Origin of the sequence: Rhizobium sp. Leaf453, assembly GCF_001425605.1 — a bacterium.
Taxonomy (GTDB): Bacteria; Pseudomonadota; Alphaproteobacteria; order Rhizobiales; family Rhizobiaceae; genus Pararhizobium.
Genome location: NZ_LMRG01000023.1, coordinates 532,878 through 557,303 on the forward strand (window position 1 = coordinate 532,878; position 24,426 = coordinate 557,303).

At 60.5% G+C, this 24,426-nt stretch carries 23 protein-coding genes and 1 pseudogene; 12 read left to right on the forward strand and 12 right to left on the reverse strand.

Translation table 11 applies throughout. The features are described 5' to 3' along the window. Positions 1 to 59 precede the first annotated feature (59 nt). Both ASG68_RS20635 and ASG68_RS20640 read left to right on the forward strand, forming a co-directional pair. Positions 60 to 2,165: an OmpA family protein gene (locus ASG68_RS20635; RefSeq protein ID WP_062580533.1), complete on the forward strand. Its 2,106-nt coding sequence runs from the start codon at positions 60 to 62 to the stop codon at positions 2,163 to 2,165. A gap of 122 nt (positions 2,166 to 2,287) precedes the next feature. Beyond that, a pseudogene (locus ASG68_RS20640) lies at positions 2,288 to 3,014 on the forward strand (polysaccharide deacetylase family protein). 8 nt (positions 3,015 to 3,022) lie between these two features. Here ASG68_RS20640 and mobB read toward each other — a convergent pair. The 3 genes from mobB to ASG68_RS20655 are packed head-to-tail and all read right to left on the reverse strand — an operon-like array spanning position 3,023 to position 5,129. After that, a complete protein-coding gene (gene mobB / locus ASG68_RS20645; RefSeq protein WP_062580535.1) occupies positions 3,023 to 3,559 on the reverse strand; it encodes a molybdopterin-guanine dinucleotide biosynthesis protein B in 537 nt (178 codons plus the stop codon). Then, positions 3,556 to 4,227 carry a molybdenum cofactor guanylyltransferase MobA gene (gene mobA, locus ASG68_RS20650; RefSeq protein WP_062580537.1) on the reverse strand — a complete coding sequence of 224 codons (672 nt, stop codon included), beginning with the start codon at positions 4,225 to 4,227 and terminating at the stop codon, positions 3,556 to 3,558. The genes mobB and mobA overlap by 4 nt, the downstream gene beginning before the upstream one ends. After that, a complete protein-coding gene (locus ASG68_RS20655) occupies positions 4,224 to 5,129 on the reverse strand; it encodes a DMT family transporter (RefSeq protein ID WP_062580538.1) in 906 nt (301 codons plus the stop codon). The genes mobA and ASG68_RS20655 overlap by 4 nt, the downstream gene beginning before the upstream one ends. 455 nt (positions 5,130 to 5,584) lie before the next feature. Between ASG68_RS20655 and ASG68_RS20660 the strand changes: the two genes are divergently transcribed. Continuing rightward, a complete protein-coding gene (locus ASG68_RS20660; RefSeq protein ID WP_062580540.1) occupies positions 5,585 to 8,137 on the forward strand; it encodes a methyl-accepting chemotaxis protein in 2,553 nt (850 codons plus the stop codon). A 60-nt stretch (positions 8,138 to 8,197) separates the two neighbouring features. Here the strand turns inward: ASG68_RS20660 and ASG68_RS20665 are convergent, their stop codons facing one another. The 3 genes from ASG68_RS20665 to moaA all read right to left on the reverse strand — a co-directional run bounded on the left by ASG68_RS20665 (position 8,198) and on the right by moaA (position 10,360). Next, positions 8,198 to 8,560 carry a nuclear transport factor 2 family protein gene (locus tag ASG68_RS20665; RefSeq protein ID WP_062580543.1) on the reverse strand — a complete coding sequence of 121 codons (363 nt, stop codon included), beginning with the start codon at positions 8,558 to 8,560 and terminating at the stop codon, positions 8,198 to 8,200. A gap of 70 nt (positions 8,561 to 8,630) precedes the next feature. Beyond that, positions 8,631 to 9,284 (reverse strand): DUF1176 domain-containing protein, encoded by a 654-nt coding sequence (locus ASG68_RS20670; RefSeq protein WP_062580545.1) that lies wholly within the window; start codon positions 9,282 to 9,284, stop codon positions 8,631 to 8,633. A gap of 26 nt (positions 9,285 to 9,310) precedes the next feature. Further along, positions 9,311 to 10,360 carry a GTP 3',8-cyclase MoaA gene (gene moaA, locus ASG68_RS20675; RefSeq protein WP_082554035.1) on the reverse strand — a complete coding sequence of 350 codons (1,050 nt, stop codon included), beginning with the start codon at positions 10,358 to 10,360 and terminating at the stop codon, positions 9,311 to 9,313. Between the two features lie 188 nt (positions 10,361 to 10,548). On the opposite strand from moaA, the gene ASG68_RS20680 reads away from it, so the two are divergent. Beyond that, a complete protein-coding gene (locus ASG68_RS20680; protein ID WP_062580926.1) occupies positions 10,549 to 10,923 on the forward strand; it encodes a gamma-butyrobetaine hydroxylase-like domain-containing protein in 375 nt (124 codons plus the stop codon). Positions 10,924 to 10,936: 13 nt separating this feature from the next. Here the strand turns inward: ASG68_RS20680 and ASG68_RS20685 are convergent, their stop codons facing one another. Next, the gene (locus ASG68_RS20685) at positions 10,937 to 11,422 is read right to left on the reverse strand and encodes a MarR family winged helix-turn-helix transcriptional regulator (RefSeq protein ID WP_062580548.1); all 486 of its coding nucleotides are present in this window, start codon (positions 11,420 to 11,422) and stop codon (positions 10,937 to 10,939) included. Positions 11,423 to 11,471: 49 nt separating this feature from the next. Here ASG68_RS20685 and ASG68_RS20690 point away from each other — a divergent pair, with 49 nt between their 5' ends. From ASG68_RS20690 to ASG68_RS20705, 4 genes are all read left to right on the forward strand, one after another. Next, positions 11,472 to 12,380, forward strand: coding sequence for an alpha/beta fold hydrolase (locus ASG68_RS20690; RefSeq protein ID WP_062580550.1), 909 nt, complete (start codon positions 11,472 to 11,474; stop codon positions 12,378 to 12,380). A gap of 76 nt (positions 12,381 to 12,456) precedes the next feature. Then, positions 12,457 to 13,065, forward strand: a complete 609-nt coding sequence (locus tag ASG68_RS20695; protein ID WP_062580553.1) for a pyridoxamine 5'-phosphate oxidase family protein — start codon at positions 12,457 to 12,459, stop codon at positions 13,063 to 13,065. Between the two features lie 115 nt (positions 13,066 to 13,180). Continuing rightward, on the forward strand, positions 13,181 to 13,570 hold the full coding sequence (locus ASG68_RS20700) for a hypothetical protein (protein WP_062580555.1): 390 nt from the start codon (positions 13,181 to 13,183) through the stop codon (positions 13,568 to 13,570). Then, a complete protein-coding gene (locus tag ASG68_RS20705) occupies positions 13,554 to 14,357 on the forward strand; it encodes a M15 family metallopeptidase (protein ID WP_062580558.1) in 804 nt (267 codons plus the stop codon). The genes ASG68_RS20700 and ASG68_RS20705 overlap by 17 nt, the downstream gene beginning before the upstream one ends. A 21-nt stretch (positions 14,358 to 14,378) precedes the next feature. On the opposite strand, the gene ASG68_RS20710 is transcribed toward ASG68_RS20705, so the two are convergent. The 4 genes from ASG68_RS20710 to ASG68_RS31550 form a co-directional block, all read right to left on the reverse strand. Further along, complete coding sequence (locus ASG68_RS20710; RefSeq protein WP_062580561.1) at positions 14,379 to 15,008, reverse strand: L,D-transpeptidase; 630 nt, start codon at positions 15,006 to 15,008, stop codon at positions 14,379 to 14,381. A gap of 171 nt (positions 15,009 to 15,179) precedes the next feature. Next, the gene (locus tag ASG68_RS20715) at positions 15,180 to 16,247 is read right to left on the reverse strand and encodes a GGDEF domain-containing protein (protein WP_062580564.1); all 1,068 of its coding nucleotides are present in this window, start codon (positions 16,245 to 16,247) and stop codon (positions 15,180 to 15,182) included. A gap of 183 nt (positions 16,248 to 16,430) precedes the next feature. After that, a complete protein-coding gene (gene fumC / locus ASG68_RS20720) occupies positions 16,431 to 17,843 on the reverse strand; it encodes a class II fumarate hydratase (protein ID WP_244484291.1) in 1,413 nt (470 codons plus the stop codon). A 194-nt stretch (positions 17,844 to 18,037) separates the two neighbouring features. Beyond that, positions 18,038 to 18,259 carry a hypothetical protein gene (locus ASG68_RS31550; protein WP_156373749.1) on the reverse strand — a complete coding sequence of 74 codons (222 nt, stop codon included), beginning with the start codon at positions 18,257 to 18,259 and terminating at the stop codon, positions 18,038 to 18,040. A 94-nt stretch (positions 18,260 to 18,353) separates the two neighbouring features. Here ASG68_RS31550 and ASG68_RS20725 point away from each other — a divergent pair, with 94 nt between their 5' ends. Beyond that, positions 18,354 to 20,237, forward strand: coding sequence for a L,D-transpeptidase family protein (locus ASG68_RS20725; protein ID WP_062580567.1), 1,884 nt, complete (start codon positions 18,354 to 18,356; stop codon positions 20,235 to 20,237). A gap of 49 nt (positions 20,238 to 20,286) precedes the next feature. Here the strand turns inward: ASG68_RS20725 and ASG68_RS20730 are convergent, their stop codons facing one another. Beyond that, a complete protein-coding gene (locus ASG68_RS20730) occupies positions 20,287 to 20,964 on the reverse strand; it encodes an HAD family hydrolase (protein WP_062580569.1) in 678 nt (225 codons plus the stop codon). A 219-nt stretch (positions 20,965 to 21,183) separates the two neighbouring features. On the opposite strand from ASG68_RS20730, the gene rpiA reads away from it, so the two are divergent. The 3 genes from rpiA to gor all read left to right on the forward strand — a co-directional run bounded on the left by rpiA (position 21,184) and on the right by gor (position 24,183). Then, on the forward strand, positions 21,184 to 21,879 hold the full coding sequence (gene rpiA, locus ASG68_RS20735; protein WP_062580571.1) for a ribose-5-phosphate isomerase RpiA: 696 nt from the start codon (positions 21,184 to 21,186) through the stop codon (positions 21,877 to 21,879). A 166-nt stretch (positions 21,880 to 22,045) separates the two neighbouring features. Then, positions 22,046 to 22,594 carry a DUF2059 domain-containing protein gene (locus tag ASG68_RS20740; RefSeq protein WP_062580574.1) on the forward strand — a complete coding sequence of 183 codons (549 nt, stop codon included), beginning with the start codon at positions 22,046 to 22,048 and terminating at the stop codon, positions 22,592 to 22,594. A 197-nt stretch (positions 22,595 to 22,791) separates the two neighbouring features. Continuing rightward, positions 22,792 to 24,183 carry a glutathione-disulfide reductase gene (gene gor, locus ASG68_RS20745; protein WP_062580577.1) on the forward strand — a complete coding sequence of 464 codons (1,392 nt, stop codon included), beginning with the start codon at positions 22,792 to 22,794 and terminating at the stop codon, positions 24,181 to 24,183. The last annotated feature ends 243 nt before the right edge of the window (positions 24,184 to 24,426 follow it).

The following is a 24,426-nucleotide window of genomic DNA, read 5'->3' on the forward strand; positions in this document are numbered from 1 at the left end:
AAGGCCGGGCCGTCCTGCCGGTTGAAGACGACGAAACGGGACCTCTGAAGGAGGAAGACATGACTATCCGATCCAGACTTTTCGCCACCGTGGCGTTTCCGATGCTGTCGATATCGATTGCCATTCAGCCAGCGCTTGCCGATAGCCTGATGAAGCCGTTCGAGGTCGCGCAGGAAGATGGCGCGGCACAGGCGGGTGGCGGTGGAGAACCGACTGCGGAGGAACTTCTGCGCAAGAAGCGCAAGCAGCGCGCCGAACAGCCCGCCGAAGAGGCTCAGCCACAGGAAGAGCAGCCGAGCCGCGCCGAGCGTCGCAAGAAGCGGCAGGAGGCCGAGCAGCAGCAGCAGGAGGCCCAGCCTGCCGAGGAAGAGCAGCCGAGCCGCGCCGAGCGCCGGAAGAAACGCCAGGAGGCCGAACAGCAACAGCAGGAAGCGCAGCCCGCAGAAGAGCAACAACCGAGTCGTGCCGAGCGCAGGAAGCGCCAGCAAGCTGAACAGCAGCAACAGCAGGAAAAAGTCCAGCCCTCCGCCGACGACGAGGCTGCGAAGGCTGCAGCAGAAGAAAAGGCGCGGGCGCGTGCCGAGCGCAAGAAGCGTCAGCAAGCCGAGCAGCAGCAACAGCAGGAAGAGGCTCAGCCGTCTGCCGACGACGAAGCGGCGAAGGCTGCCGAGGAAAAGGCCAAGGCCCGTGCCGAACGCAAGAAGCGTCAACAGGCCGAGCAGCAGCAGACGGAGGAGGCCCAGCCGTCCGCCGATGACGAGGCTGCGCGCAAGACCGCCGAGGAGCGCAAGCGCATCCGTGCCGAGCAGAAGGCCCGTGCCGATGCGGAGCAGAACGGTGAGCAGCCGGTGAACGAGGATGGATTGCGTCCGGCCGTCGATGGTGACGAAGCAACCCAGGAAGGTCGCAAGCCGCGTGAGCGCCGCGAGCCCATCCCGGAAGTCGTCGACAAGCGCACCAAGGAAGAAAAGCAGAAGATCGCCCGGGATCCGTCGAAGACCGACGACACGGTCGTTCTGCCGGTCGACAATGGTGCAGCGGTTCTCGATAGCGACAAGGAAGCCGACAATAGCGGCGACACCAGTGCGCGCGAAAAGCGGCGCAAGCAGCGCGAGCGCGCTCGGGCCGAGGAAAACCAGAATGTCGAGGTTCCCAAGAGCGATGAGGAAGCGCAGCGTGGCCGCAGGGATCGCCGACCGAGCCGCGAAGAACTTGAGGCCGCGACCCGTGAAAAAGGCCGCAGGGTTGACGAGGTGCCGGAATTCAACATTCCCGACCTGATCGATGCGTTTACCGGCAATGATCGCCGCCGCCCGCGCATCGATGAAACGCGCGACAACCGGACGGTGCTCGATTTTGGCGACCAGATCATCGTTCGTGGTGACGACCGACCACGCCTGCGTCGGAACGCCCGTGAGAGCTACTACGAGGAACTGTCGGGCGGACGGTCGCGCGAGACGATCGAACGCGCTGATGGCATCCGGGTTGTGACGATCTACAACCGCTATGGCGATATCATCCAGCGTTCCCGTATCGGCCTTGATGGTCGCGAATACCTGATGATCTATGCGCCGGAAGCCGACGACGGTCCGCGTCCTCCAGCTTTCGACGTCGGCGAGGATCTGCCGCCGATGCGTCTGCGCGTGCCGGTGCAGGACTACATCATCGACACATCGAGCGAGCCCGACCGCGATTACTACGACTTCCTGGCCGAGCCGCCGGTGGAGCAGGTCGAGCGGACCTATACGATCGATGAGGTGAAAAACTCCGCGCGCATCCGCGACAAGGTGCGCCGTATCGATCTGGATACGATCACCTTTGCGACGAACAGTGCCGAAGTTCCCCTGTCGCAGGCAAAAACCCTGCGCAAGGTCGCCGACGCCATGCTGGAAGTGATCGAGAAGGATCCGGGTGAAACCTTCTTCATCGAAGGCCATACGGATGCCGTGGGTGGTAATGAGCCGAATCTGGTGCTGTCGGACGAGCGCGCCGAATCGGTCGCGTCGCTCCTCACGGAGGTCTATGACATTCCGGCGGAAAACCTGGTGACCCAGGGTTATGGCGAGCGCTTCCTGAAAGTGCGTACGCTGGAGGCCGAGCAGCAGAACCGCCGCGTGACAATCCGTCGCGTGACGCCGCTGGTCCGCCCTGTGGCCCAGAATTAGCCATCATTCGGCGTCTGATAGGGATCCCGTGACGAACGGCCCGGTGCAGCCAGCACCGGGCCGTTTTGCATCGATCCTTTTCTTTTCCGCCCGAACCCTTCGGTGCTGTATTCGAGATACCCATGAAAATCACACTTGCCGTTCTCGCACTGGCTCTTTCTGCTGGCCAGGTTTCCGCCGCCAGGATCCGCCTGGTGGAGCCGCAGTTGAAGCTTGAGGCACAGGAAAGCGGCGAGGGGGCTAAACCACGCGTAGCACTGACCTTCGATGCCTGCAGCGGCAAGACCGATGAACGCATTCTTTCGACGCTGATCGACAACAACATTCCGGCGACGATCTTCGTGACGGCGCGGTGGCGAGACCTTTGTACGGCTCAAGGCGCGGCCGGATCTGTTCGAGATAGAGAACCACGGCGCGATGCATGTGCCGGCCGTCGATCGTGTTGCCACGATCTACGGGATTTCTGCGGCGGGCAGCCCGGAGGCGGTCGAGGTGGAGGTGGCGGGCGGCGCGCAGGCGATCACGGCCGAAGGGCTGACGCCGCACTGGTTCCGTGGTGCAACGGCGAAATATACGTTGTCGTCGATTGGCCAGATCCGTGAGATGGGTTTTCGCGTGGCCGGATACTCCATCAACGGCGACGGCGGCTCGCTGCTGGGCGCCGCGCAGGCCGAGCGGCATATCGCCCGAGCGAAGGACGGCGACGTGATCATCGCCCATATCAACCAGCCAACCCATGAGGCCGGTGCCGGTGTGGTCAAGGGTATCCTCGACCTCAAGGCCAGGGGCTATGAATTCGTCCGGCTGGTCGATGCAACGGAAGACGGCAGTGACGACACGACCAACTGACGGTGCGATTACGCGCCGTTGCGTACGAGACCTGTCGTCGATTCGATGAAGTCGGCGATTGCCCTGGTGTCATTCAGATCGAAGACCGTCAGTGCCGTGTCTTCGACCGGGTGATCGGCGGCAATGGCGAGAATATGAGGGTCGAAGGGCGCCAGCGGCTCGCGGTTCTTCGATTCCAACCGGCGGGCCTCGATCTTGGGGATAGGTTCGCGCTTGTAGCCCTCGATCAGCACCAGATCGCAAGGGGCGAGGCGGGCAAGAATTTCCTCGAAGCTCGGTTCAGGCGCGCCGCGCAACTCGTGCATGATGGCGTAGCGCGTGCCGGAGACGATGGTCACTTCATGGGCGCCGGCTTCACGATGGCGAAAACTGTCGGCACCCACCTTGTCGATATCGAAATCATGATGGGCGTGCTTGACCGTCGAAACCCGGTAGCCGCGCGCCGTCAATTCCGTGACGAGCCGGACAGCAAGGCCTGTCTTGCCGGAGTTTTTCCAGCCTGCAATGCCGAAGACTTTTGGCGCGTAGGCATCAACTGGGCTCATCGTTCCATCTCGCGGATCAGGGGAAGCCAGCGTTCGGCTGTTTCCAGATCCGCCGGTGTATTGATGTTGAAGAATGGGTCGATCGGCCCGTCTTTTGTGTCAAGTGGTGCGAAGGAGACGGCTGCCATCGGATGACGTTCGATGAAGCCGCGCACCCTTCGCTTGTCGTCGGTCACCAGCCAATGTTCGAGTTCGTCGGCGAGGGCGACAGGCCAGAGGGCAAAGACAGGATGCATTGTCTGGCCGGAAAAGGCGACGGCGATCTCGTCCAAGCCACTGACCGCCATTTGCAGCCGGGCGATCAGATCGCGTGGGAAAAACGGCGTGTCGGTCGGAACGGTGGCGGCATGGGTTGCCGCCGGATGTTGGATGTGGGCATGGCGCATCGCGGCCAGCACACCGGCCAGCGGTCCTGCATGGCCCGGCACTGTATCGGTGAAGACCGGAATGTCTGGTGCGAAATCCAGACTGGTCAGGCTGTTGCTGTTGACGCAGATAGCGCGTGTCTGCGGCTGAAGCCGCTCGATCACATGCTGGAGCAGGGGAATGCCACCCAATTCACGGGCGGACTTGTCGCTACCCATGCGTGTCGATCTGCCACCGGCAAGAACGATGACGGGCGGCCGGTCTGGAGCAAGGGAACTGTTCGTGTCCGTTTCTGCCGTCATGACGATGCCGGCTCCGATTCCTGGGCCAGGGCAGGCGCGCGCCGGCGTCTTTCGCGCGCGAATGTATAAAGGCCGGACGCGACGATGACTGCAACGCCGGTGATCATCCAGACATCCGGCTCCTCGGAAAAGAACAGAATGCCGATGCCGATGGACCAGATCAGGCTGGTGTAGCGAAAGGGAGCGATGATGCCGATCTCTCTATTGCGCATGGCGAGCACGATGAACTGATAACCCACCAGCAAAAGAATGCTGGCTGCGGCAAGTGTCCCGAGCGAACCCATCGACATCGGTTGCCAGCCACCGAGCGGCACGATCAGGACGGCGCCGGTCAGCGTTATCACGGTCGCCGTGATGACAGAGATGAACAGGGAAGGGATGGCGGGATCGATCCTGCGGGTACACAGATCGCGGATGGCGGCAAAGACGACGGAAGCAACGACGCTCAAGGCCGCCCAGGTAAATCCTTCCGGACCGGGCCGGATCACGATCAGAACGCCAAGAAAACCGATGAGGATGGCAAGCCACCGTCGCCAGCCGACGGGCTCATGCAGAAAGAGCGCAGCGCCCAGTGTGACGGCCAGGGGCAGGGCCTGCAGGATGGCGGAGGCATTGGCGAGCGGAATCTGGCCGAGCGCAAAGATGTAGGTGATGGAGGCAAAAACCTCGGCCACGACGCGCAGCGCTACTGCCGGCGTCCAGATGTGCCGGAACGGGCGCAACGCACCGAAATGGCGCGCCAGCAAAAGCACCAGGACGGACGTGAACAAGCCGCGCACCAGCATGATCTGGCCGCTGTTCATCACGCCTGTCACGGATTTCACCAGCGCGTCGTTGCAGGTGAAGCCCGCCATAGCCAGGCACATGAAGATTGCGCCGCGAAAATTGGCGGTGGAATGCATTATTTTTTCCGGTCCGTTCTTGCCAGCGCGCTTTTGCAGTTCGGCGATTGACTGTCCCTGACCGGTTCACGCCGCCGATGATGCCCATCTCTAAAGCATCGGCATTTCTTTTATGCAACTGCTAACCTTCGGGTGTCACATTTCGGTGCAATTTCGGGTAAAAACGCAATCAATTCAGCTGTTGCGAATATAGAAATACGTCGGTGCGCATTTCCGCCACATTCGGCTAAACCACCGGTTTTTTGGCGAAATATTAAGTTTCCCTGCCTATCGTGCCGATATTCCGCTGCCCGTCGCATGATGCGATTATGGTTGACGTTACGTGAAGTTCTCGCGTTCGACTCAACCGGATGACACCCCGGACACATGCGATGACGCGTCCCGGTTTGTCCGTTCTCCACCCCGGAGGGCAGTCTGGCGGGAATGTCCGGTTTGCTCAACATCTGGAGTTCGGAATGTCCCTCATCGATCGTTCTTTGCAGCGTCTGCGTATCGTCACCAAGGTTCTGCTGTTCGTCGTGCCGCTGGTCGCCCTCATCGCCGGTATCGGCCTTGTTGGTTATTTCACCGCAAGCACGCTCAACGGCCACATGACCGTGACGCGCGAAACGATCAACAATCTGTCCGACTTCCAGGCGCTCAGAACCGGGCTGCAGAGTTTTGTGGATGCCCCGACCGAAGAGGCGCGCAATACGCTGAAAGCCCGGATCGACGATCAGGAAACCGGTATCCGGGCACTGAACGATCTTCTGACGGCGGATGCGGACAAGGCCAAGATTGCAGCTGTCGTGGCGCTCGGCGAGGCGATGCGCAGCCAGGAAGACAAGCTTTGGTCGATCAAGACCGAGCGCGACAGCGTCACCGCGTCACTCGACGCTGCGATGGCCGACATGACCGCGCAGGGCAACTCCGCCTACAAGCAGATCGATTTCGTCCGCAAGGAATCTGGCGACAAGGAAGCCTTCGCCAAGGCGATGCTGTTCGATGCCGCCGCCTATCAGGGGTTGGCCGAGCGCATCAAGAAATTCCGCCTGCCGGTGACCATGGCGATCGCGCCGGACGCGAAGGTGCAGCAGGCGACCAATCTTCTGCCGCATCTCCTCAAGCAGATTGCCGAAGCTGAAAAGATTGCCTCCGACAAGGTACAAAAGCAGATCGCCGAAGTGAAGGCCGACACCAAGAAGATTCAGGACATCCTGGCCAGCAGCGACACCAACGATGTCAAGAAGGGGCTTCTGAGCACCGCTCTCATCAAGTTCTCCAAGTACGAAGCCGATTTCGCCAAGCAGGCCGTCACCAATTCGGATGCCGCCGCGAAGCGTTTCGTCGGCATGGATACCGAGATTTCGACGCTGAAGACGCTGATTTCCTTCATGAACGAGACCTTCAAGGGGCTGGATGATACCCGCCTGCACATCAGCGAACTACATCGCAAGCTTGAATCGGCGCGCCGCGACAGCGTCATTGCCGATATCGCCGCCGTGCGCGAAAGCGCTGCCAAGCTGTCGGAAATGGGCGCCAAATATGCGGCGCTGCGTGATCTCGCGGGTAAGCTGACACCGTCGCTCGCCGCCATCGATACGGGCACTGCGCAACTGATCGATGTTGGTGCCCGTTGGGAAACCGCGAAGGCCGAGGCCTCGACCTTGGTCGCTGATTCCAGCCAGACGCTCGAAAACTTCGTCAGCAGCGCTCAGGAAGCAGGCAAGCAGGATAGCCAGCGTTCGGCCAATGTGTCGATCATTGCCATGGTCGCCGGGACGCTGCTCGCGATCGTCGGTGGTCTGATGCTGATCGAGACCCTTCGTGGCCCGCTGAAGCGTGTCACCGAAACCATGACCCGGCTTGCCAATGGCGATCTGGAAGTCGCGATCGAGGGCCGCAACCGTGGCGACGAAATCGGCGACATGGTCCGCTCGGTGGCTGTCTTCCGCGACAACGCAGTCGAGAATGTCCGTCTGGGTCAGGAGGCCGAAGCCGCGCGTACCCAGACTGCCGAGGAAGAAGCCCGCCGCCGCCATGAACGTGCCCGCATCGAAGCCGATCAGATGGAAGCGTTGACGGCGCTTTCCGATGTCCTCGCCAAGCTTGCCGACGGCAACCTGGAAGCGGGCATGGCCGAGAATCTCTCTGAAGACTACATCGTGATGGCACAGACCTATAACAACGCCGTCGAAGCCTTGCGCGCGACGCTGATCGACGTTCGTGGCGTGACCAACGAGATCACCAGCGGCACGGGCAACTTGGCCTCGTCCGCAGATGATCTCGCCCGCCGCACCGAGCAGCAGGCGGCGGCATTGGAGGAAAGCTCGCGCGCATTGCGCCAGTTGACCGAGATCGTCCGTTCGACCGCGGAAAGCGCTCGCAAGACCACGGTTTCCGTCGATGAAACACAGAGCTATGCGCAGCACTCCGGCGAGGTCGTCGCCAAAGCGATCGAGGCCATGGCCGCGATCAACAAGTCCTCCGACAAGATTTCGACGATCATCGGCGTTATCGATGAGATCGCTTTCCAGACCAATCTGCTGGCGCTGAATGCCGGCGTCGAGGCTGCCCGCGCCGGCGAGGCCGGTCGCGGCTTTGCCGTCGTCGCCCAGGAAGTTCGCGAGCTGGCACAGCGATGCGCCGGCGCCGCCCGCGAGATCAAGGGGTTGATTTCCGACAGCTCCAAGCAGGTCCGCAGCGGCGTCGAACTGGTGCAGGAGACGGGGGCTGCCCTGACCGTCATCAACGATCACATCTCGTCGATCCATCAGCTGGTCAGCAACATCGAAGCCGCTGCGGCCGACCAGTATCGCGGGCTGAACGAAGTCAACCAGGCCGTTCACGAGGTCGAATTGCTGACCCAGCAGAACGCAGCCATGGTCGAGGAAAACACCGCCGAAATCCATGGCTTGCGCCATCAGGTCGATGTGCTCAACGAGAAGATCGAGCGCTTCAAGACCGGTACGAGCCGCTCGATGTCCGGTGGAAGCGTGCATGGATACGGCCGCAGCTACGCCGCCTGATAAGCCGACGGCCAAAATTAAAAAGACCCGTGTCGGGAAACCGGCGCGGGTCTTGCCGTTTCAGGCCGGTGGACCGGAGACGGGGCCGCCAGGCGGCAGGCCGAAGAACACTTCGACGGACTGGATCTGTCCATGCGAGATCGTGAAAAGCTCGGTATTGCGTGCCGTCTTGCCGTTTTTCCACGTGGCGTCGTAGAGCACGAAACAATGTTCCTCGCAGACATCGACAAGCAGAAGATCCAGCGTTTCGAAAGTGCCGGCGGCTGGCCAGCAGCGATCGAAATAGGCCAAGCGATCGATGTGGTCGTCGTAAGGACTGGTGAAGGAAAAGTCCGCCGCGAGAAGCGATTCCATCCGTGACCTGTCCGAGGTCAGGTAGCAGTCAAAACTGGCGCGCACGATCTCTTCGACGGAATTGAACATGGGGACGACCGCTTGCCGTTTGCGTTCGGGTTTCTCTCAACGTGAGCCGGATCGGTTTGTTCCTCGGGCGCTACCGTTGCGGATAGACGACATAGCTTTTCTGGCTGCCTGGCTCGGTCGCGCCGTCGAAGGTGGGATCGACTTCGTATTTCGACAGGGCGAAATCGAAGTCAGAAAATGTCCATTCGCCACGGTCCCAGGCATCGCCGATACCCCGCCAGAAACCATGACTGGCGACGGTCTTGCGAGTCGGATCGTAAGTCGCGTTGATCAGGATATGTCTTGCAGTGTAGCCGGAGATTTTCGGCGCGGCGTTCAGTCTGGTCATATCCGCATCGGCATAGTCGTAGACGAGCTTCGGCTGCGCGAAAGCCACCAGCTGGAACCGGCCGGTTTCATCATCGCGCAGCAGGAAAGCGTGCTGCAGGTTATAGGCACCCATGCCACAGAACATCTGGTAGAGTTCAGCCCGCTTTTCCAGCTCGTCGGCAGACTGATAGGACGCGCGGTATTTGATCTCGTAGACGAAGTGGCTGACGTCTTCGGGCTCGGTCGAGTTCAACGGAATGTCGGTCCGGCTGTTCATCTCGCAATCTTCACCGAGCGCCGCCTGCACGAAATTTTCCGCGTCCCGGATATGATCCTGGCCAACGCTTGCGGATTGCGCCAATGCCGGAGCCGTTGCGGCGAGAAACAGGCCAAGAGTGAGCGAGGGCAGTTTCATCGGAGCCTCCTGGCTGCGGAAAACTCTCAGCCGCCGGTAACGCTCATGTGCCGGGCCACGGCTGGCTTGTTGCGGGTGCGGTCGATGATGAAGTCGTGGCCCTTCGGCTTGCGGCCGATGGCTTCGTCGATGACTGAAGACAGATAGGCGTCATCGTCGGAGGCGCGGAGCGCGGAGCGCAGGTCGGCGGCGTCGTTCTGGCCGAGACACATGTAGAGCGTGCCGGTGCAGGTGAGGCGAACCCGGTTGCAGCTTTCGCAGAAATTGTGGGTCATCGGCGTGATCAGGCCAAGCCTGCCGCCGGTCTCGGCGACATGAACATAGCGCGCCGGGCCGCCGGTCTTGTAGGCGATATCAGACAGGGTGAACTGTGCAGCCAGCCGGTCTCGCATCTCGCTGAGTGGCATGTAATGGTCGGTGCGGTCTTCGTCGATCTCGCCCATCGGCATGGTCTCGATCAGCGTCAGATCCATGCTGTGCCCATGCGCCCAGCGCAGCATGTCGGGAATTTCTGCGTCGTTGAAGCCTTTGAGCGCCACGGCGTTGATCTTGACGCGGATGCCGGCGGCCTGCGCCGCGTCGATCCCTTCCATCACCTTTGACAGTTCCCCCCAGCGGGTGATCTGTTTGAACTTGTCGGGATGGAGCGTGTCGAGCGAGACGTTGATGCGGCGAACGCCGGAATCGGCGAGTTCGGCAGCGAATTTGGACAGTTGCGAACCGTTGGTGGTCAGCGTCAGTTCGTCGAGCGTGCCGGAATGGACATGCTTGCCGAGTTCACGGATCAGGAACATGACGTTCTTGCGCACCAGCGGCTCGCCGCCGGTCAGCCGCAGCTTGCGCACGCCCTTGGCGATGAAGGCGGAACAGAGACGATTGAGTTCCTCAAGCGTCAGTAGGTCCTTCTTCGGCAGGAAAGTCATGTTTTCCGCCATGCAATAGGTGCAGCGGAAGTCACAGCGATCCGTCACCGAAACCCTGAGATAGGTAACGGCGCGCCCGAAGGGGTCGATCATCGGGGCCTTGGCATCGGCCAGCGGTTGAACGCCGGTCCGGTCGATGGTGACGCTATTCAACGAAATTCTCCCTGTCCTGCCAATGTCGTGAGCAAAGACGGCGGCGTCAAGACGCAGGCACTCAAAAGCTTTAGAAACACGCTTGAAACAGTTTCCTTTTGCCGCGGGAAGCGGTCGCGATGCCGCAGGCAATTCCCTAGAAGCAAAATCTGCGCTAGTGCTCCGGCAAACAATGGAGACGCATGAACATGAGCGACATCTGGCCGACCGAACTGCGCGTGTCGAAGGATCGTCACCGGCTGACCGTTACCTTCAACGATGGCGTCTCCTTCGATCTCTCGGCCGAGATGCTGCGTGTGCTCTCGCCATCCGCCGAGGTTCAGGGCCATGGCCCGGGACAGGGGCTAACCGTGCCGGGGAAGCGTAATGTTTCCATCATCTCTATGACGCCGACGGGCAATTACGCTGTGCGCATCGGCTTTGACGATACCCACAATACCGGGATTTTCACCTGGACCTACCTCCGTGAACTCGGCGAGAACGGCGAGACGCTATTTGCGGCCTATGAAAAGGATCTCGCCGACAAGGGCATGACCCGCGACAAGGCGGAAAAGCCGCGCTGAACCGCGCACATTCCTAATCGGGGTCGCCTGCATCCTTCAACAGGATACCGACCAGGCGTTCCATGGCCTGCGCGACGATCATGCATTCCTCGATCGGCGAATCTTCCATCGACTTGTCGATGATCGCCGTCTGGATCTCCATTGCCTGTTCGCTGAGTGCGCGCCCGCTCTCGGTCAACGACAGGCGCAGGACGCGCTTGTCCTTCTCATCACCACGCCGCTCGATCAGGCCGCGTTTTTCCAGTTGCGGCAGCAGCATGCTCATGTTGGAGCGGCCGACCAGCAGTTTTCGCGCCAGTTCCTGCTGGGTGATTCCTTCGAAGCGATAGAGATTGACCAGGATATCCAGGTGCGGCGGCTTGATGTCGAGCTCGGCGAGCGCGCGCGTCAGGGTCTGCTGCATGAGCTGGCAGGCACGGGCGACGGCGATCCAGCTGCGAAAACGCGGGTGGTCCCACGGAAAGTGATGATGTGTGATCGGAACTTGCTTTTTGTTCATCGTTGTACAATAATGTTCACCATTGAACATTTATAGAGAGAGCCCCACTATGGCATCCTTTGTGATCGAGGTCACCCGTCTCGTCTTCAAAAGCCTGTCGGCTTTCTCTCCCGAGGCGGCGGGGCGACTGGCGTTCCGCCTGTTCAGCGTCACGCCAGGGCGCAGGCCGAAGAATCCGAAGGAGAAAGCGCTGCTTGAAGCTGCAGGTGCTGTGATGGCGCGTGGGAAACCGGTGTCTCTGTCCTTTTCCGGTGGCTGGGCCATGGCACGACATTTCGAGGCGGAGCCCGGAAAGCTCGCCACCAAGCGCATCCTGCTCGCACACGGATGGGGATCGCGCATCGACTATCTCGCCACGATGATCAACGGTCTGGTGGCCGGTGGCGCGGATGTCATCGCGCTCGATTTGCCGGGACATGGCGCTTCGCCGGGGCGGACACTGACAATGCCGGCGGCGGTGAGGGCCATCGATGCGGCCTGGCGGCATTTCGGCGGCTTTGATGTGTCGATCGGGCATTCCTTCGGCGGCGCCAGTCTTGCCTGTGCCGCCGGCGGACTCGTCTGCGACGTGCCTTCGCACAGCGCCAAACGTATGGTGCTGATCGGCGCGCCGAGCGAGATGAAGTGGCTTTTCACGGATTTCGGCCAATATCTTCGCCTGCCAGCAAAAGCGCAGGCAGCGCTCGAAGACATGGTTGTCCGCCTGTCCGGTCGGCGAATCGAGGAGTTTGACGCAGCCCGCGTGCTGGGCGTTCTCACCGTGCCGACGCTGGTTGTTCATGCGGAGGACGATAAGGAGGTCGCGGCCGGTCATGCCCGACGCTATGCTGCTGCGGGTCCGAACGTGTCACTGTACTGGGCGAATGGTTTCGGCCATCGCCGTATCGTCTCCGCCGCTCCGGTGATTGAGCGCATCAACGCTTTCGTTCATGAACAGGACCGACAGGCGGCGGCCTGAAGGATTTTTCGCACCTCGTCATGAGGATGTCATGCTATCCGTCGAAAGCACTGCTTTAACGGATGGAGCAAGATGCATGACGATCATTCGCACGGTTGAGGAACTGAACGCACTCTATGGCGGCACCAGCGAGGCATCGGTGGTCAAGGTGACGACCCGGCTGACGCGGGAATATGCCGACATGATCGAGGCCTCACCCTTTGCGGCCCTGGCCACGGTCGGGCCGGAGGGGCTCGACTGTTCGCCGCGTGGCGATGATGCCTGCGTTGTCCGTATTGCCGATGACCGGACCGTGCTGATGCCTGACTGGCGCGGCAACAACCGGGTCGATTCGCTTGCCAACATCGTCCGTGACCCGCGCGTGGCGCTGATGTTCCTCGTTCCCGGTTCGACGACGACAATGCGGATCAATGGGACCGCCGTCGTCAGCGTTGATCCGAACCTGACTGCGTCTTTCACGGTCGATGGCAAGCATCCGCGCAGTGTCATCATCGTCACCATCGGCGAAGTCTATTTCCAGTGCGCCCGTGCACTGATCCGCTCGCAGCTTTGGAACGCCGGGCGATTCGTCGATCCGCAAACCCTGCCGACACCCGGAACGTTGCTGAAAGCTGCGAAAGCGGATTTCGACCAGGAAACCTATGACCGGGAATGGCCGGAACGTGCCGCCAAGACGATGTGGTAGGCAGGCCCTGCCTGCCGAATAAAACCCTGCACCGAAACGTTTTTTCCATCGGCGGATACGCTATGTATCACGTTTGGGGACGGGTCTGACTGTCCATGTTTCGAGGAGGGTGATCATGAAATTCCGCAGTGTCTTGTTTCTCGCGGCGGTGACCGTGATCGGACTTTCGGCGGGTGCCGCGCGAGCCGACAGGCTGGTCGAAGAATACAACGCCTATATCGGCGAGGAAGACTTCTACAACTCCTATGGTGAGCGCCTGACGGCGCCCTGGCAGGTGATCCGCCAGGACCGGGCCAATTATCATCGCTACGGGATCTCCCAGCCCGGGGACGAGGGCGACAGCTTTTTCTCCTCGGCGAAGAATCGCGAGAAGGCCGAACGCATGATCCAGTACGGGACGATCGAACGCCAGGCGGCGCGTGACCTGGTGCGCGGCGGTGCGCTGATCAATGTCCAGATTTTTCGCGGCCCGGACGGCGACTATCTCAATGTCACGGTCGATTAGCCGGAAAGCGTTCGGCGGTATCGCGGTCGCACTATGGTTTTCGGTATCGCCGGCTGTCGCGACCGAACTCGATCTCGCCGCCAAGATCGACCTGCTGATTGCAGCCTATCCGGAGACACTTGCGGGCAGCGCGAATGGGGTGATCCAATTCCGTGAGGGCGGATCATTGCCGATCGATGATGGCAAGGAGAAAGATCATTTCGCCAAGCTCGCCACCGGGGACATCGAGGACAGCCTGTCGCAAATCTATCCGGTCGGCGCGTGCGAGACCCGACCAGGGGTGAATGACGACCCCGGCCGCATTCGCAGCGACGCGTTGATGATGCGGCTTTATGGCGTCTCCGCAAAGGAGGTCGAGGCCTCGCTGGTATCTGTCGCGTGGTTCGGCCAGAGGTTCAGGGTGACGAAAAGGCAGGGTGCGGCTGCGGCGCTTGAGAAGGTACGCGACGAACTCGTGGCGAGGCCGGCACTCAAGCGATACTTGTCTCCGTCGGCAGGCACGTTCAATTGGCGCAAGGTCGCCGGAGCATCGAATATGTCGGTTCACAGCTTCGGTGCGGCCATCGATATCAACACCAAATTTGCCGATTACTGGATCTGGTCGGGTGGCAAGCCGGGCAGGGTACCCAAATATAAAAATCAGTTTCCGATGGAGATCGTCACCGCATTCGAGCGGCACGGCTTCATCTGGGGCGGCCGGTGGTATCACTATGACACCATGCATTTCGAATACCGGCCTGAGCTTATCGCCATCGCAAAAGCGGCAGGCGTTTCCGCCTGCCGCTGAAGTCCTGCCGATCTGCCGCGTTCAGTCGCGGACGATGACCTTCGTGCCGATGGTGACGGCGGCATAGAGATGCTCGACATCCTCGTTGGCCATGCGGATGCAGCCGGATGACATCGCCTTGCCGATCGAGGACGGCTGGTTGGTGCCGTGGATGCGGTAGATTGTCGATCCGAGATACATGGCGCGAGCGCCGAGCGGATTGTTGATGCCGCCCTTCATGGATACGGGCAGGAAATGGCCCTTCTTGGCTTCGCGGGCGCGCATCTGTGCCGGCGGGTTCCAGGTCGGCCATTCGGCCTTGCGGCTGACCGTGTTGCTGCCGGTCCAGATGAAGCCGGCGCGGCCGACGCTGACGCCGTACTGCATCGCGACACCGTTTCCGAGCACGTGGTAGAGGCGGCGGTCCGAATTGTCGACGATGATCGTGCCGGGCGCGACGTTTTCATTGAAGGCGATCAACTGGCGCTGGATCGGCGACTTGTTGATGTTGTTCTTTGCCGTCTTGGCCTTGGCCGGCTGCGCCAGGGCTGCACCTGTATTGGCGGTGGCCGACTGCAGCGAGGCGACTTCGTAGGATCCGTCGGCATTGGCTGCCTGTGCGGCGGTCCCCATGATGGCGGTTGCGATCAGTGCTGCGAAAATGGTCTTCATGGTCTTAATCTCCCGTTTTATCTGGGAGATTTTCCGGGTCATTCCGGTGCGCTCCCTTGTATGGAGCCTTTGTAGACAATCGGTTCGGGCGCGGCTGTTTCCTTTGGAACGGGGCAAAAACAAAATGAGGCGCCCCGTGAGCGCCTCGATTTACCCGGGATATCAGTCGGATTATTTCCGGTAGATAAGCCAGTTCTTGCCGGTGTCCTTCTTCATGCCTTCTTCGAACAGGATGGTCCTGTTGCGGCCGGCATTCTTGGCGCAATAGAGCGCGACATCCGCCTTGTTGTAGAGATCGATGGGGTCGTCCGCCTGCGTGGCCTGGCAGACGCCGAAGGACAGGGTGATCGGGCCATAGTTGACGCCGGTCTTCGAATTCTTGAAGGGCGTCGTTGCCAGCGCGTTGCGGATACGCTCGGCCACCTGCATGCTTTCCTCGACACCGCTGTCACTGAGGATGACGGCAAATTCCTCGCCGCCGGTGCGGGCGACGAAGGCGTCGCGACGCAGGTTCGCTCGAATGACAGTGCCCACGGTGGCAAGAATCTTGTCACCGACCGGGTGACCGTAGGTATCGTTGATCTTCTTGAAATGGTCGATGTCGGCGATCAGCAGGCCGGTGTAGCTGCGCAGCTGTTCCGAATTGTAGACAGCTGCCAGCTTCTCGTCGAAAGCCCGCCGGTTGGCGAGGCGGGTCAGGGAATCGGTGTTGGCGATCCGCTTGTACTCGTCGAGCTCCTGGCGAATGACCTCCATCTCGACGGATTTCTGCGAAACGTTTTCCGCCCGTTCCTTGCCCAGGTTCATCGTGTCAGTGGTGGCCTCCGTCAGGATCCCCACCGCCTGGCGCAGGATTTCCGCACTGGAATGGCTTTTGCTGCTGATGTTCTGAAAGGTTTCGCCGAGAACGCGGTTGTAGTTTTCGAGCGCGAACTGTTCTTCCTTGAGCAGCGACAGCAGGCTGATAAGTTCGGTGGCGAGATGTGTGTGAACCCGGTCGACCCCGGCGGCATGATGGTGATGGGCGAAATAACGCTCTCCGATCAGGTCCAGTTCTTCCTGGGTCGCCCGGCTGCCGAGTGCAGCCAATTCCTTCGTCAGCTTCGGGTTGGAGCCGATATAGGCTTCGTAATAGAGCTCGTAATTGCGCGGGAGTGGTGAGATCCCCATGATCCGCATCGCATAGGTGACTTGTGCTGCGATGTCGGGAATCTGCGCCTTGTTCGAAGCCGCTTGCATGGCAAGCTCCTGTTGCCTGGTTATATCCAGCCGCTAGTTCTAGGGGTAAATCATTTTGGAAGACTTAACGTTTGGCAAAATGGATCGATAAGATTCGATATATCCGTGAGTAACTGTCTCGAAAACGCAATCGGGGCAGCGCTTCCGCTGCCCCGACGTGTGTAAGCATCGTTCTGAACGATCTCAGGACGGGCTGATCATCGTTTCCGGGCGGACGAACTGGTCGAATTCCTCGTTCGTCAGGTAGCCGCCGCCGACAGCTTCCTCGCGCAGCGTCGTGCCGTTCCTGTGCGCGGTCTTGGCGATCTTGGCGCAGGCGTCGTAACCGAGCTTCGAGTTGAGCGCGGTGACCAGCATGAGCGAGTTTTCGACACCCTTGCGGATGTTGTCTTCGCGGGCCTCGATGCCGACGACGCAATTGTCGGTGAAGGAGACGGCTGCATCGCCGAGCAACTGCACCGATTGCAGGAAGTTGTAGGCCATCATCGGATTGTAGACGTTGAGTTCGAAATGGCCTTGGCTGCCGGCAAAGGTCAGGGCAGCGTGGTTGCCGAAGATGTGGGCGCAGACCTGGGTGAGGGCTTCCGACTGGGTCGGGTTGACCTTGCCCGGCATGATCGAGGAGCCGGGTTCGTTTTCCGGCAGCGACAGTTCACCGAGACCGGCGCGCGGGCCGGAGCCGAGAAAGCGGATATCGTTGGCGATCTTGAACAGCGCGGTTGCGGCTGCGTTGATCGCGCCATGCGAGAAGACCATCGAGTCGTGCGAAGCGAGCGCCTCGAACTTGTTCGGCGCTGTGACGAAGGGCAGGCCGGTGATCCGGGCGATCTCGTCCGCGACCTTTTCGGCAAAGCCGATGGGCGCGTTGAGGCCCGTTCCGACGGCCGTGCCGCCCTGGGCGAGCTTGGAAAGCGCCGGCAGCGTCAGTTCAATATTGGCGATTGCCGACCCGACCTGCGCGGCATAGCCGGAAAATTCCTGGCCGAGTGTCAGCGGCGTTGCGTCCTGCGTGTGCGTGCGGCCGATCTTGATGATGTGCGCGAAGGCCTGAACCTTGGCTTCGAGCGCTTGGTGCAGGTGTTTCAGCGCGGGCAGGAGGTGATGGATGATCTGCTCGACGCAGGCGATGTGCATGGCCGTCGGGTAGGTGTCGTTCGACGACTGGCTCATGTTGACGTGATCGTTCGGATGCACCGGCTTCTTCGAGCCCATCACGCCGCCAAGCATTTCGATCGCGCGGTTGGAGATCACTTCATTGGCATTCATGTTCGACTGCGTGCCGGAACCGGTCTGCCAGACGACCAGCGGAAAGTGATCGTTGAGCTTGCCGTCGATGACTTCCTGGGCGGCGGCGATGATGGTGTCGCCGATTGCCGGGTCGAGGCGCTTCAGGTCCATGTTGGCGCGAGCGGCCGCCTGCTTGACGATGCCGAGTGCCCGCACGATGGCGAGCGGCTGCTTTTCCCAGCCGATCTTGAAGTTGCCCAGCGAGCGTTGCGCCTGTGCGCCCCAATAGCGGTCGCTCGCGACGTCGATCGGGCCGAATGTATCTGTTTCCGTGCGCGTGGATGTCATCGTGTTGCCTGCTTTCGTCATGCGGTGTCGAAACCGGAAGGTGAATAGGGCCGCTTCGGCGGTCCTGCTAAGCCTTGATGCCGTTCTCTCTGGCCCAGGTGCCGGGGGGTTGTAAAGGGGTTGAGCCACCTCGTTCCATGCTACAATCGTTTAAATGCCGGACGTCGTGTCCGCGTGTCCTTGCGGTCTATTGACATGTTTCGAGCATGTGATCGTCATGCGCGCTTCTGTGCCTTTCGAGACACAATCGGCGGGATAGTTCTCTCTTGTTCCGGCGGCAAATCCATATGTTCGACTGATTTTTCCGGGCTTCGAAAAAAATCCGCAGGAAATTCAAATTTTTGCGGGTTCTGATGCGTCTCGTGTTTGCCTGGCTTCTCACGGATTTGTGACGCCGTGAATGCGGGCTGAAGGGGCGGCGTTTGCTTTTCATTCACCATCCTTTCTTATAAGTACGAAAGCTCGGTGACATGAAGGACATCGGGCGCGAACCGCGAATAGCGGCAATGCGATACAGGGACATAGACACCAATGAAATTGATCAGAACTGCAGCGATCGTGAGCCTTTTGACCGGGTGCGCGTTCACGTCCTTTGGTGTTCAGCAGGCAGAGGCGCTGAACCTTCTCGATCTCTTTCGCAAGAAGAAGCCTGTTGCGGTGGAGGAATACCAGCCGCTGCCGGGCGTCGAACAGGGGCAGCCTGCCCAGAAACAGCAGGTCGCCAAGCCGTTGCCGAAGGTGAAGTCTCCGCAATATTACACATACAAGGCTGAACCGATGCGCCGCATCGAGACAGCCAAGCTGGCTGATCCGGTTGTGACCGGTTCCGTGCAGCCTGTTGTTCTGCCGCCGACACAGGGCTCGTCGCTTGCCGATGCGCGCCAGTTCCTGCCGGAAGTCGCCGCCTACGCTCCCGGTGACGTCGCCAAGGCCGTCGAGACATTCTATGGCGAACACCAGGGATTCCTGTGGATCGACAATGCCGGCCCGAATGCCGCTGCCAAGGCTGCGCTGTCTGTGCTTGGCCAAGCCGCAGACGTCGGCCTGGATTCGCTCGATTATGCCGTGACCTTGCCTTCGGAGGAATATGACCGCAGCGATCTTCCGGCTCGTGAGAAGGCGCTGGTGGAGTTCGAAATCCGCCTGTCGGCCGCGACGCTGACCTATATCGCCGATACCGTTCGCGGGCGGATCGATCCCAACAAGATCTCCGGCTACCATGATTTCAAGCGCAAGGACGTCAAGCTGACGGCGAAGCTCGAAAACATTGCCCGCAGCCGCGATGTTGCCGCCTACCTCAATTCGCAGACGCCCTCAGGCCCGCAGTTTGCCGCGCTGAAGCAGGAACTTCAGGCACTGGAGGCAACGACGGCGGACGCGCCGCGTATCGTCATTGCCCCGAACACGCTGTTAAAGCCGGGCGTCACCAATCCGGAACTGGCCAATGTCGTTGCGGCGATTCGCCAGAAGGGATCGGATGCGCTGAAGGTCGAGCATTCGCTGACGCTTTCGGCCTATCAGGGCACGCCGGAATACACGCCGGAACTCGTAGCGCTGGTCGAAGGATTCCAGAAGGAGCATGGCCTGAAGCCGGACGGTATTGTCGGCAAGGCGTCGATTCGTATCCTGACCGGCGGCGACAGCATGGCCGACAAAATCAATAAGGTGCGTGTCGCGATGGAGCAGGCGCGCTGGCTGCCGGTCGATCTCGGCAGCCGCTACGTCTTCATCAACCAGCCGGCCTATAAGGTCTATTACCACGATCAGGGCGCCGAGCAGTTCTCGATGCGTGTCGTTGTCGGTTCGAAGGCGCACCAGACGTTCTTCTTCGAGGATGAGATCCAGACCGTCGAGTTCAACCCCTATTGGGGCGTGCCGCAGTCGATCATCATCAACGAGATGCTGCCGAAGCTTCGCAATGATCCCGGTTACCTCGATCGCCTCGGCTATCAGGTCGAGCTCGGCGGCAAGCCGGTATCGTCCTATGATGTCAACTGGCACGGATCGACGAAATCAGTCGCGGTCCGCCAGCCACCGAGCAGCGACAATGCGCTGGGCGAACTGAAGATCCTGTTCCCGAACGCGCATGCGATCTATATGCATGATACGCCGTCGAAGAGCTTCTTCCAGAAGGATGTGCGTGCGCTCAGCCATGGTTGCGTCCGTCTTGCTGAACCGCGCAAGATGGCGGCGGCTGTGCTCGGAACGACGGTGGATGATGTCGCCAAGCAAATCGCCGACGGCCGCAACAAGGGTGTGTCCGTGCCGCACAAGATCCCGGTCTACGTCGCCTATTTCACCGCCTGGCCGAACAAGGACGGCGCGGTCGAATATTTCGACGACGTCTACGAGCGCGATATGTACATGAACCGCGCGATGGATGCGACGCGGGCTGCGCGGCGGGCTGAAGGCTGATAGCCGGAAATATCAACGATTTTGGAAAGGCGGCCTTGAGCCGCCTTTTTCATGTCCGGGCGAGGAGGCTTTCCACCAGATCAGCCGTCAAGTCGTCAAAATGGTGCATCACGAGGTCCGGGCGCAGGCTCTCGACGGGAACGTCCGAATAGCCGAAGGGCACGGCGATCGAGCGAACATCGGCATTTCTTGCGACCAGAATGTCATTGAGGCTGTCGCCGATCATCACGGACCTCCGCGGATCACCGCCGGCAAGGCGGATGGTGGACAGGAGATGTTCCGCGTCCGGCTTGCGCACCACAAATGTATCGCCGCCGGTAATCGCGGCGAAGCGTGAGGTGAGATTCAGCCCGTCCAGCAGGCCCCGTGCGAGCATTTCCAGCTTGTTGGTGCAGACGGCGAGTGCGTATCCGGCCGAGGCGAGGCGATCCATGGCGGCGATGACGCCGGGATAGGGGATGGATTCGCCCGGCATCGATCCGTGATAGAAATCCACGAACTCCTTCATCTGCCAGTCGAGATCGGCGGCGCTCAGCTCTTTGCCCCGCAGCGTGAACGTCCGCTCGATCATCGCCTTTGCACCATGCCCCACAAGATGCGTCAAGTCGTGATAGGTGACAGGGGCGAGGCCAGCCTGCACCACAGCGTGGTTAAGGCTTGCAACCAGATCGGGAGCGGTATCGACGAGGGTTCCGTCAAGATCAAAAACAACAAGGGGTGCGGACAAGAAAACCTCTAAACGTTCTTTCAATATCAGTCGTCCGGGTAGGGGAAGCACGGACAAAAAGCAATCGCGACTTTCTGCGATAGCGTGCGATCGTCATTTGCGTCTGGTGCGCTATTTGGGCTTTTGTTTGCCGTTGTGCCCGTGTAAACGTCTCATCGGACTGAAGTCGGTGGCTTTTGCGGCCGGCATGGCGAGCACATTTTGGGGAGAGCGCGGCGCATGGACGCCCGTCAAATGAAAATCAAGGCTGCCCAGGCAGCGCTCGACTATGTCGAGGATGGTATGCGCCTCGGGATCGGGACGGGATCGACGGCGGAAGAGTTTGTCCGCCTGCTCGCAGAAAAGGTGGCGGCCGGCTTTCGGATCGAAGGCGTTCCGACATCGGAGCGGACGGCACGCCTGTGCCTGGAACTCGGCATTCCGCTGAAATCGCTGGAGGAGCTTCCCGAACTCGACCTGACGATCGATGGCGCCGACGAGGTCGATCCGAAGCTGCGGCTGATCAAGGGCGGCGGCGGTGCTCTGCTGCGCGAGAAGATCGTCGCCTGTGCATCCGCACGCATGATCGTCATCGCTGACGAAACCAAGGTCGTGGACATACTCGGCGCCTTCAAGCTGCCGATTGAGGTCAATTCCTTCGGTTTGGGCGCCACGCGAATTGCGATCGAGAAACTTGCCGCAGGTCATGGGCTGTCGGGCGAAATCGTCGTTCGTTCCTCGGGCGATGGCCCGTTCATGACGGACGGCGGACATCTAATTCTGGATGCATCTTTTGGCCGCATTCCTGATGCAGATGCGCTGGCAACTGAGTTGAACGCCATTCCTGGCGTGGTCGAGCATGGGCTGTTCATCGGCATCGCATCGCTCGCCATTATCGCCGGTCCGGCTGGCGCACGGGTTATGACAGCGGCCTGAAAAGGCTGGACCGGAGCCGATCAGGCGCCGGTCGCGGAAAAGTATACGGCAATGGGTACTGCCTGTATTTCAGGCGGTGGCGATGGCCTTGAAATTGAATTATGCAGGGGTTCGCAGATGCTGGACGCACGCGGACCCGGCGTCAACTGACAGGAGCGTTAAAGACATGATCAATCTCGCAGGTCTCGGCCGTACAGTGGCCGCAACTGCCATCATTCTTTCTGCCGTCATGGCTCCGGCCAAGGCACAGGAAGTGACCGAAGACCAGATCAAGGCAGCCCGCGCAGCGATTGCCGCGATTGCTGCGACCAACGGTTTCGACAACATCCTGCCCAATCTGGCCGAGCGCCTGAAGACGACCCTCATTCAGTCCTCGCCGAACTATCAGGAACTGATCACCACGACTGTCGACAACAAGGCCCTGGAACTGGCTGCGCGTCGCGCCGACCTGGAGCGTGAGGCTGCGACCATCTATGCCAAGACCTTCACGGTCGAGCAGCTCAACGCCATCACGACCTTCTACACTTCCGATGCCGGCAAGAAGCTGCTGAACGACGGTCCGATCGCGCAGCGCGAAATGATCAAGGCTGCCGATATCTGGGCTGCCGGCGTCTCCCGCGACCTGAATGCGGCTGCGACCAAGGAACTCGGCGCGACGCTCAACGCCGGTCAGCAGCCGATCGACGGCGCGACGACGGAAAAGCCCGCGCAATAAAAACCAATCGCGAAAGCGATAGTATCACGACGATTTGCAAAGCCCGGATCATTCCGGGCTTTTCATTTTGTGCCTGGCCACCCTATATCAGGCAGCACAATCGCGGGATTCGCCGGCGGGCAGGGATATCAACCGTGCCCTGCGTGTCGCTTCATTCTGCATCCCCTCGCCAATGACCCCGCCGGGAGTTTTTCAGCATGTCTTCTTACGATTATGATCTCTTCGTCATTGGTGGCGGTTCCGGCGGTGTGCGCAGCGGGCGTGTCGCAGCCTCCCTGGGCAAGAAAGTCGCGATCGCAGAGGAGTTCCGCTATGGCGGCACCTGCGTCATTCGCGGCTGCGTGCCGAAGAAGCTCTATGTCTACGCCTCGCAGTTTCCCGAGCATTTCGAGGACGCGGCCGGTTTCGGCTGGACGGTTGGCGAAAGCAAGTTCGACTGGCAGAAACTCGTTGCAGCCAAGGAAAAGGAAATCACCCGGCTGGAAGGTCTCTACCAGAAGGGGCTCGCCAATGCTGGCGCAGAAATCCTCCATACGCGGGCGGAACTGACAGGACCCAATACGATCAAGCTGCTCTCCACCGGCAAGACGGTGACCGCCGAGCGTATCGTCATTGCCACGGGTGGCCATCCGAGCGCGCACGAGGCGCTGCCGGGACATGAACTCTGCATCAGCTCGAACGAGGCCTTCGACCTGCCGGAACTGCCGAAGTCGATCATCATCGCCGGCGGTGGTTACATCGCTGTCGAATTCGCCAATATTTTTCACGGCCTCGGCGTCGAGACCACGCTGATCTATCGCGGTAAGGAAATCCTCTCGCGCTTTGACCAGGACATGCGGCGCGGCCTGCACGCGGCCATGGAGCACAAGGGCATCAAGATTCTCTGCGAGGACGTTCTCCAGTCGATCACGAAGACCGAAGATGGCCGGTTGGCTGCCGAGACGAAGAAGCACGGGGTGATAACCGTCGATCAGGTCATGCTGGCGCTCGGCCGGGTTCCGAACACGAAGGGTCTGGGGCTGGAAGCCGCAGGCGTCAAAATGGACGAGCGTGGCGCGATTGTCGTTGATGCCTTTTCCCGCACAAGCGCGCCGGGCATCTATGCGCTGGGCGACGTCACGGATCGCGTACAACTGACGCCGGTGGCGATCCACGAGGCGATGTGCTTCATCGAGACCGAATACAAGGGCAACCCGACGTCCCCGGATCACGAAACGATAGCGACGGCCGTCTTCTCCCAGCCGGAGATCGGCACCGTGGGACTTTCGGAAGAAGAGGCGGGCAAGAAGTTCGAGGACCTGGAGGTCTACCGGGCCGAGTTCCGGCCGATCAAGGCGACGCTGTCCGGTCGCACCGAAAAGACGATCATGAAGCTGATCGTCAACGCAGCCGATCGCAAGGTTGTCGGCGCCCATATCCTTGGCCACGAGGCTGGCGAGATGGCGCAGTTGCTGGGCATCACGCTCAAGGCAGGCTGCACCAAGGACGATTTTGATCGCACCATGGCCGTGCATCCGACCGCCGCTGAAGAGCTGGTGACCATGTACAACCCGAGCTACCGGGTGAAGAACGGGCAGCGGCTGGGCTGAGCGCCCGAACTGGAGCCGTCTCCCATCGCAATCTGTGAGCGCCGTGGCGGTCGCGCGCACTTTGGTGGTACAATGGCTTTGCAATCCCCATGTTAACGTTTATAAGCCCGCATCCGCAAAATCGCCGGTCTTCGTGGGGAAGGGTGGTGATTGGCGACAGCGTCGCAGACAGATGGCTCGAATCCGGTTTCAGGCAGCACTTGATGGCGGCAATCCGCTGAGGTGACTGGAGGCGGAAACCGT

What these genes read in the sequence shown, in the direction of transcription:
- ASG68_RS20660 (WP_062580540.1), top strand. Translation starts at nt 5,585, where the DNA reads ATGTCCCTCATCGATCGTTCTTTGCAGCGTCTGCGTATCGTCACCAAG.
- ASG68_RS20705 (WP_062580558.1), top strand. Translation starts at nt 13,554, where the DNA reads ATGTCACGGTCGATTAGCCGGAAAGCGTTCGGCGGTATCGCGGTCGCA.
- ASG68_RS20695 (WP_062580553.1), top strand. Translation starts at nt 12,457, where the DNA reads ATGACGATCATTCGCACGGTTGAGGAACTGAACGCACTCTATGGCGGC.
- rpiA (WP_062580571.1), top strand. Translation starts at nt 21,184, where the DNA reads ATGGACGCCCGTCAAATGAAAATCAAGGCTGCCCAGGCAGCGCTCGAC.
- mobB (WP_062580535.1), bottom strand. Translation starts at nt 3,559, where the DNA reads ATGAGCCCAGTTGATGCCTACGCGCCAAAAGTCTTCGGCATTGCAGGC.
- ASG68_RS20690 (WP_062580550.1), top strand. Translation starts at nt 11,472, where the DNA reads ATGGCATCCTTTGTGATCGAGGTCACCCGTCTCGTCTTCAAAAGCCTG.
- ASG68_RS20680 (WP_062580926.1), top strand. Translation starts at nt 10,549, where the DNA reads ATGAGCGACATCTGGCCGACCGAACTGCGCGTGTCGAAGGATCGTCAC.
- ASG68_RS20715 (WP_062580564.1), bottom strand. Translation starts at nt 16,247, where the DNA reads ATGCAAGCGGCTTCGAACAAGGCGCAGATTCCCGACATCGCAGCACAA.
- ASG68_RS20710 (WP_062580561.1), bottom strand. Translation starts at nt 15,008, where the DNA reads ATGAAGACCATTTTCGCAGCACTGATCGCAACCGCCATCATGGGGACC.
- ASG68_RS20655 (WP_062580538.1), bottom strand. Translation starts at nt 5,129, where the DNA reads ATGCATTCCACCGCCAATTTTCGCGGCGCAATCTTCATGTGCCTGGCT.
- fumC (WP_244484291.1), bottom strand. Translation starts at nt 17,843, where the DNA reads ATGACGAAAGCAGGCAACACGATGACATCCACGCGCACGGAAACAGAT.
- ASG68_RS20670 (WP_062580545.1), bottom strand. Translation starts at nt 9,284, where the DNA reads ATGAAACTGCCCTCGCTCACTCTTGGCCTGTTTCTCGCCGCAACGGCT.
- mobA (WP_062580537.1), bottom strand. Translation starts at nt 4,227, where the DNA reads ATGACGGCAGAAACGGACACGAACAGTTCCCTTGCTCCAGACCGGCCG.
- ASG68_RS20700 (WP_062580555.1), top strand. Translation starts at nt 13,181, where the DNA reads ATGAAATTCCGCAGTGTCTTGTTTCTCGCGGCGGTGACCGTGATCGGA.
- ASG68_RS20635 (WP_062580533.1), top strand. Translation starts at nt 60, where the DNA reads ATGACTATCCGATCCAGACTTTTCGCCACCGTGGCGTTTCCGATGCTG.
- ASG68_RS20665 (WP_062580543.1), bottom strand. Translation starts at nt 8,560, where the DNA reads ATGTTCAATTCCGTCGAAGAGATCGTGCGCGCCAGTTTTGACTGCTAC.
- gor (WP_062580577.1), top strand. Translation starts at nt 22,792, where the DNA reads ATGTCTTCTTACGATTATGATCTCTTCGTCATTGGTGGCGGTTCCGGC.
- ASG68_RS20685 (WP_062580548.1), bottom strand. Translation starts at nt 11,422, where the DNA reads ATGAACAAAAAGCAAGTTCCGATCACACATCATCACTTTCCGTGGGAC.
- ASG68_RS20740 (WP_062580574.1), top strand. Translation starts at nt 22,046, where the DNA reads ATGATCAATCTCGCAGGTCTCGGCCGTACAGTGGCCGCAACTGCCATC.
- ASG68_RS20725 (WP_062580567.1), top strand. Translation starts at nt 18,354, where the DNA reads ATGAAATTGATCAGAACTGCAGCGATCGTGAGCCTTTTGACCGGGTGC.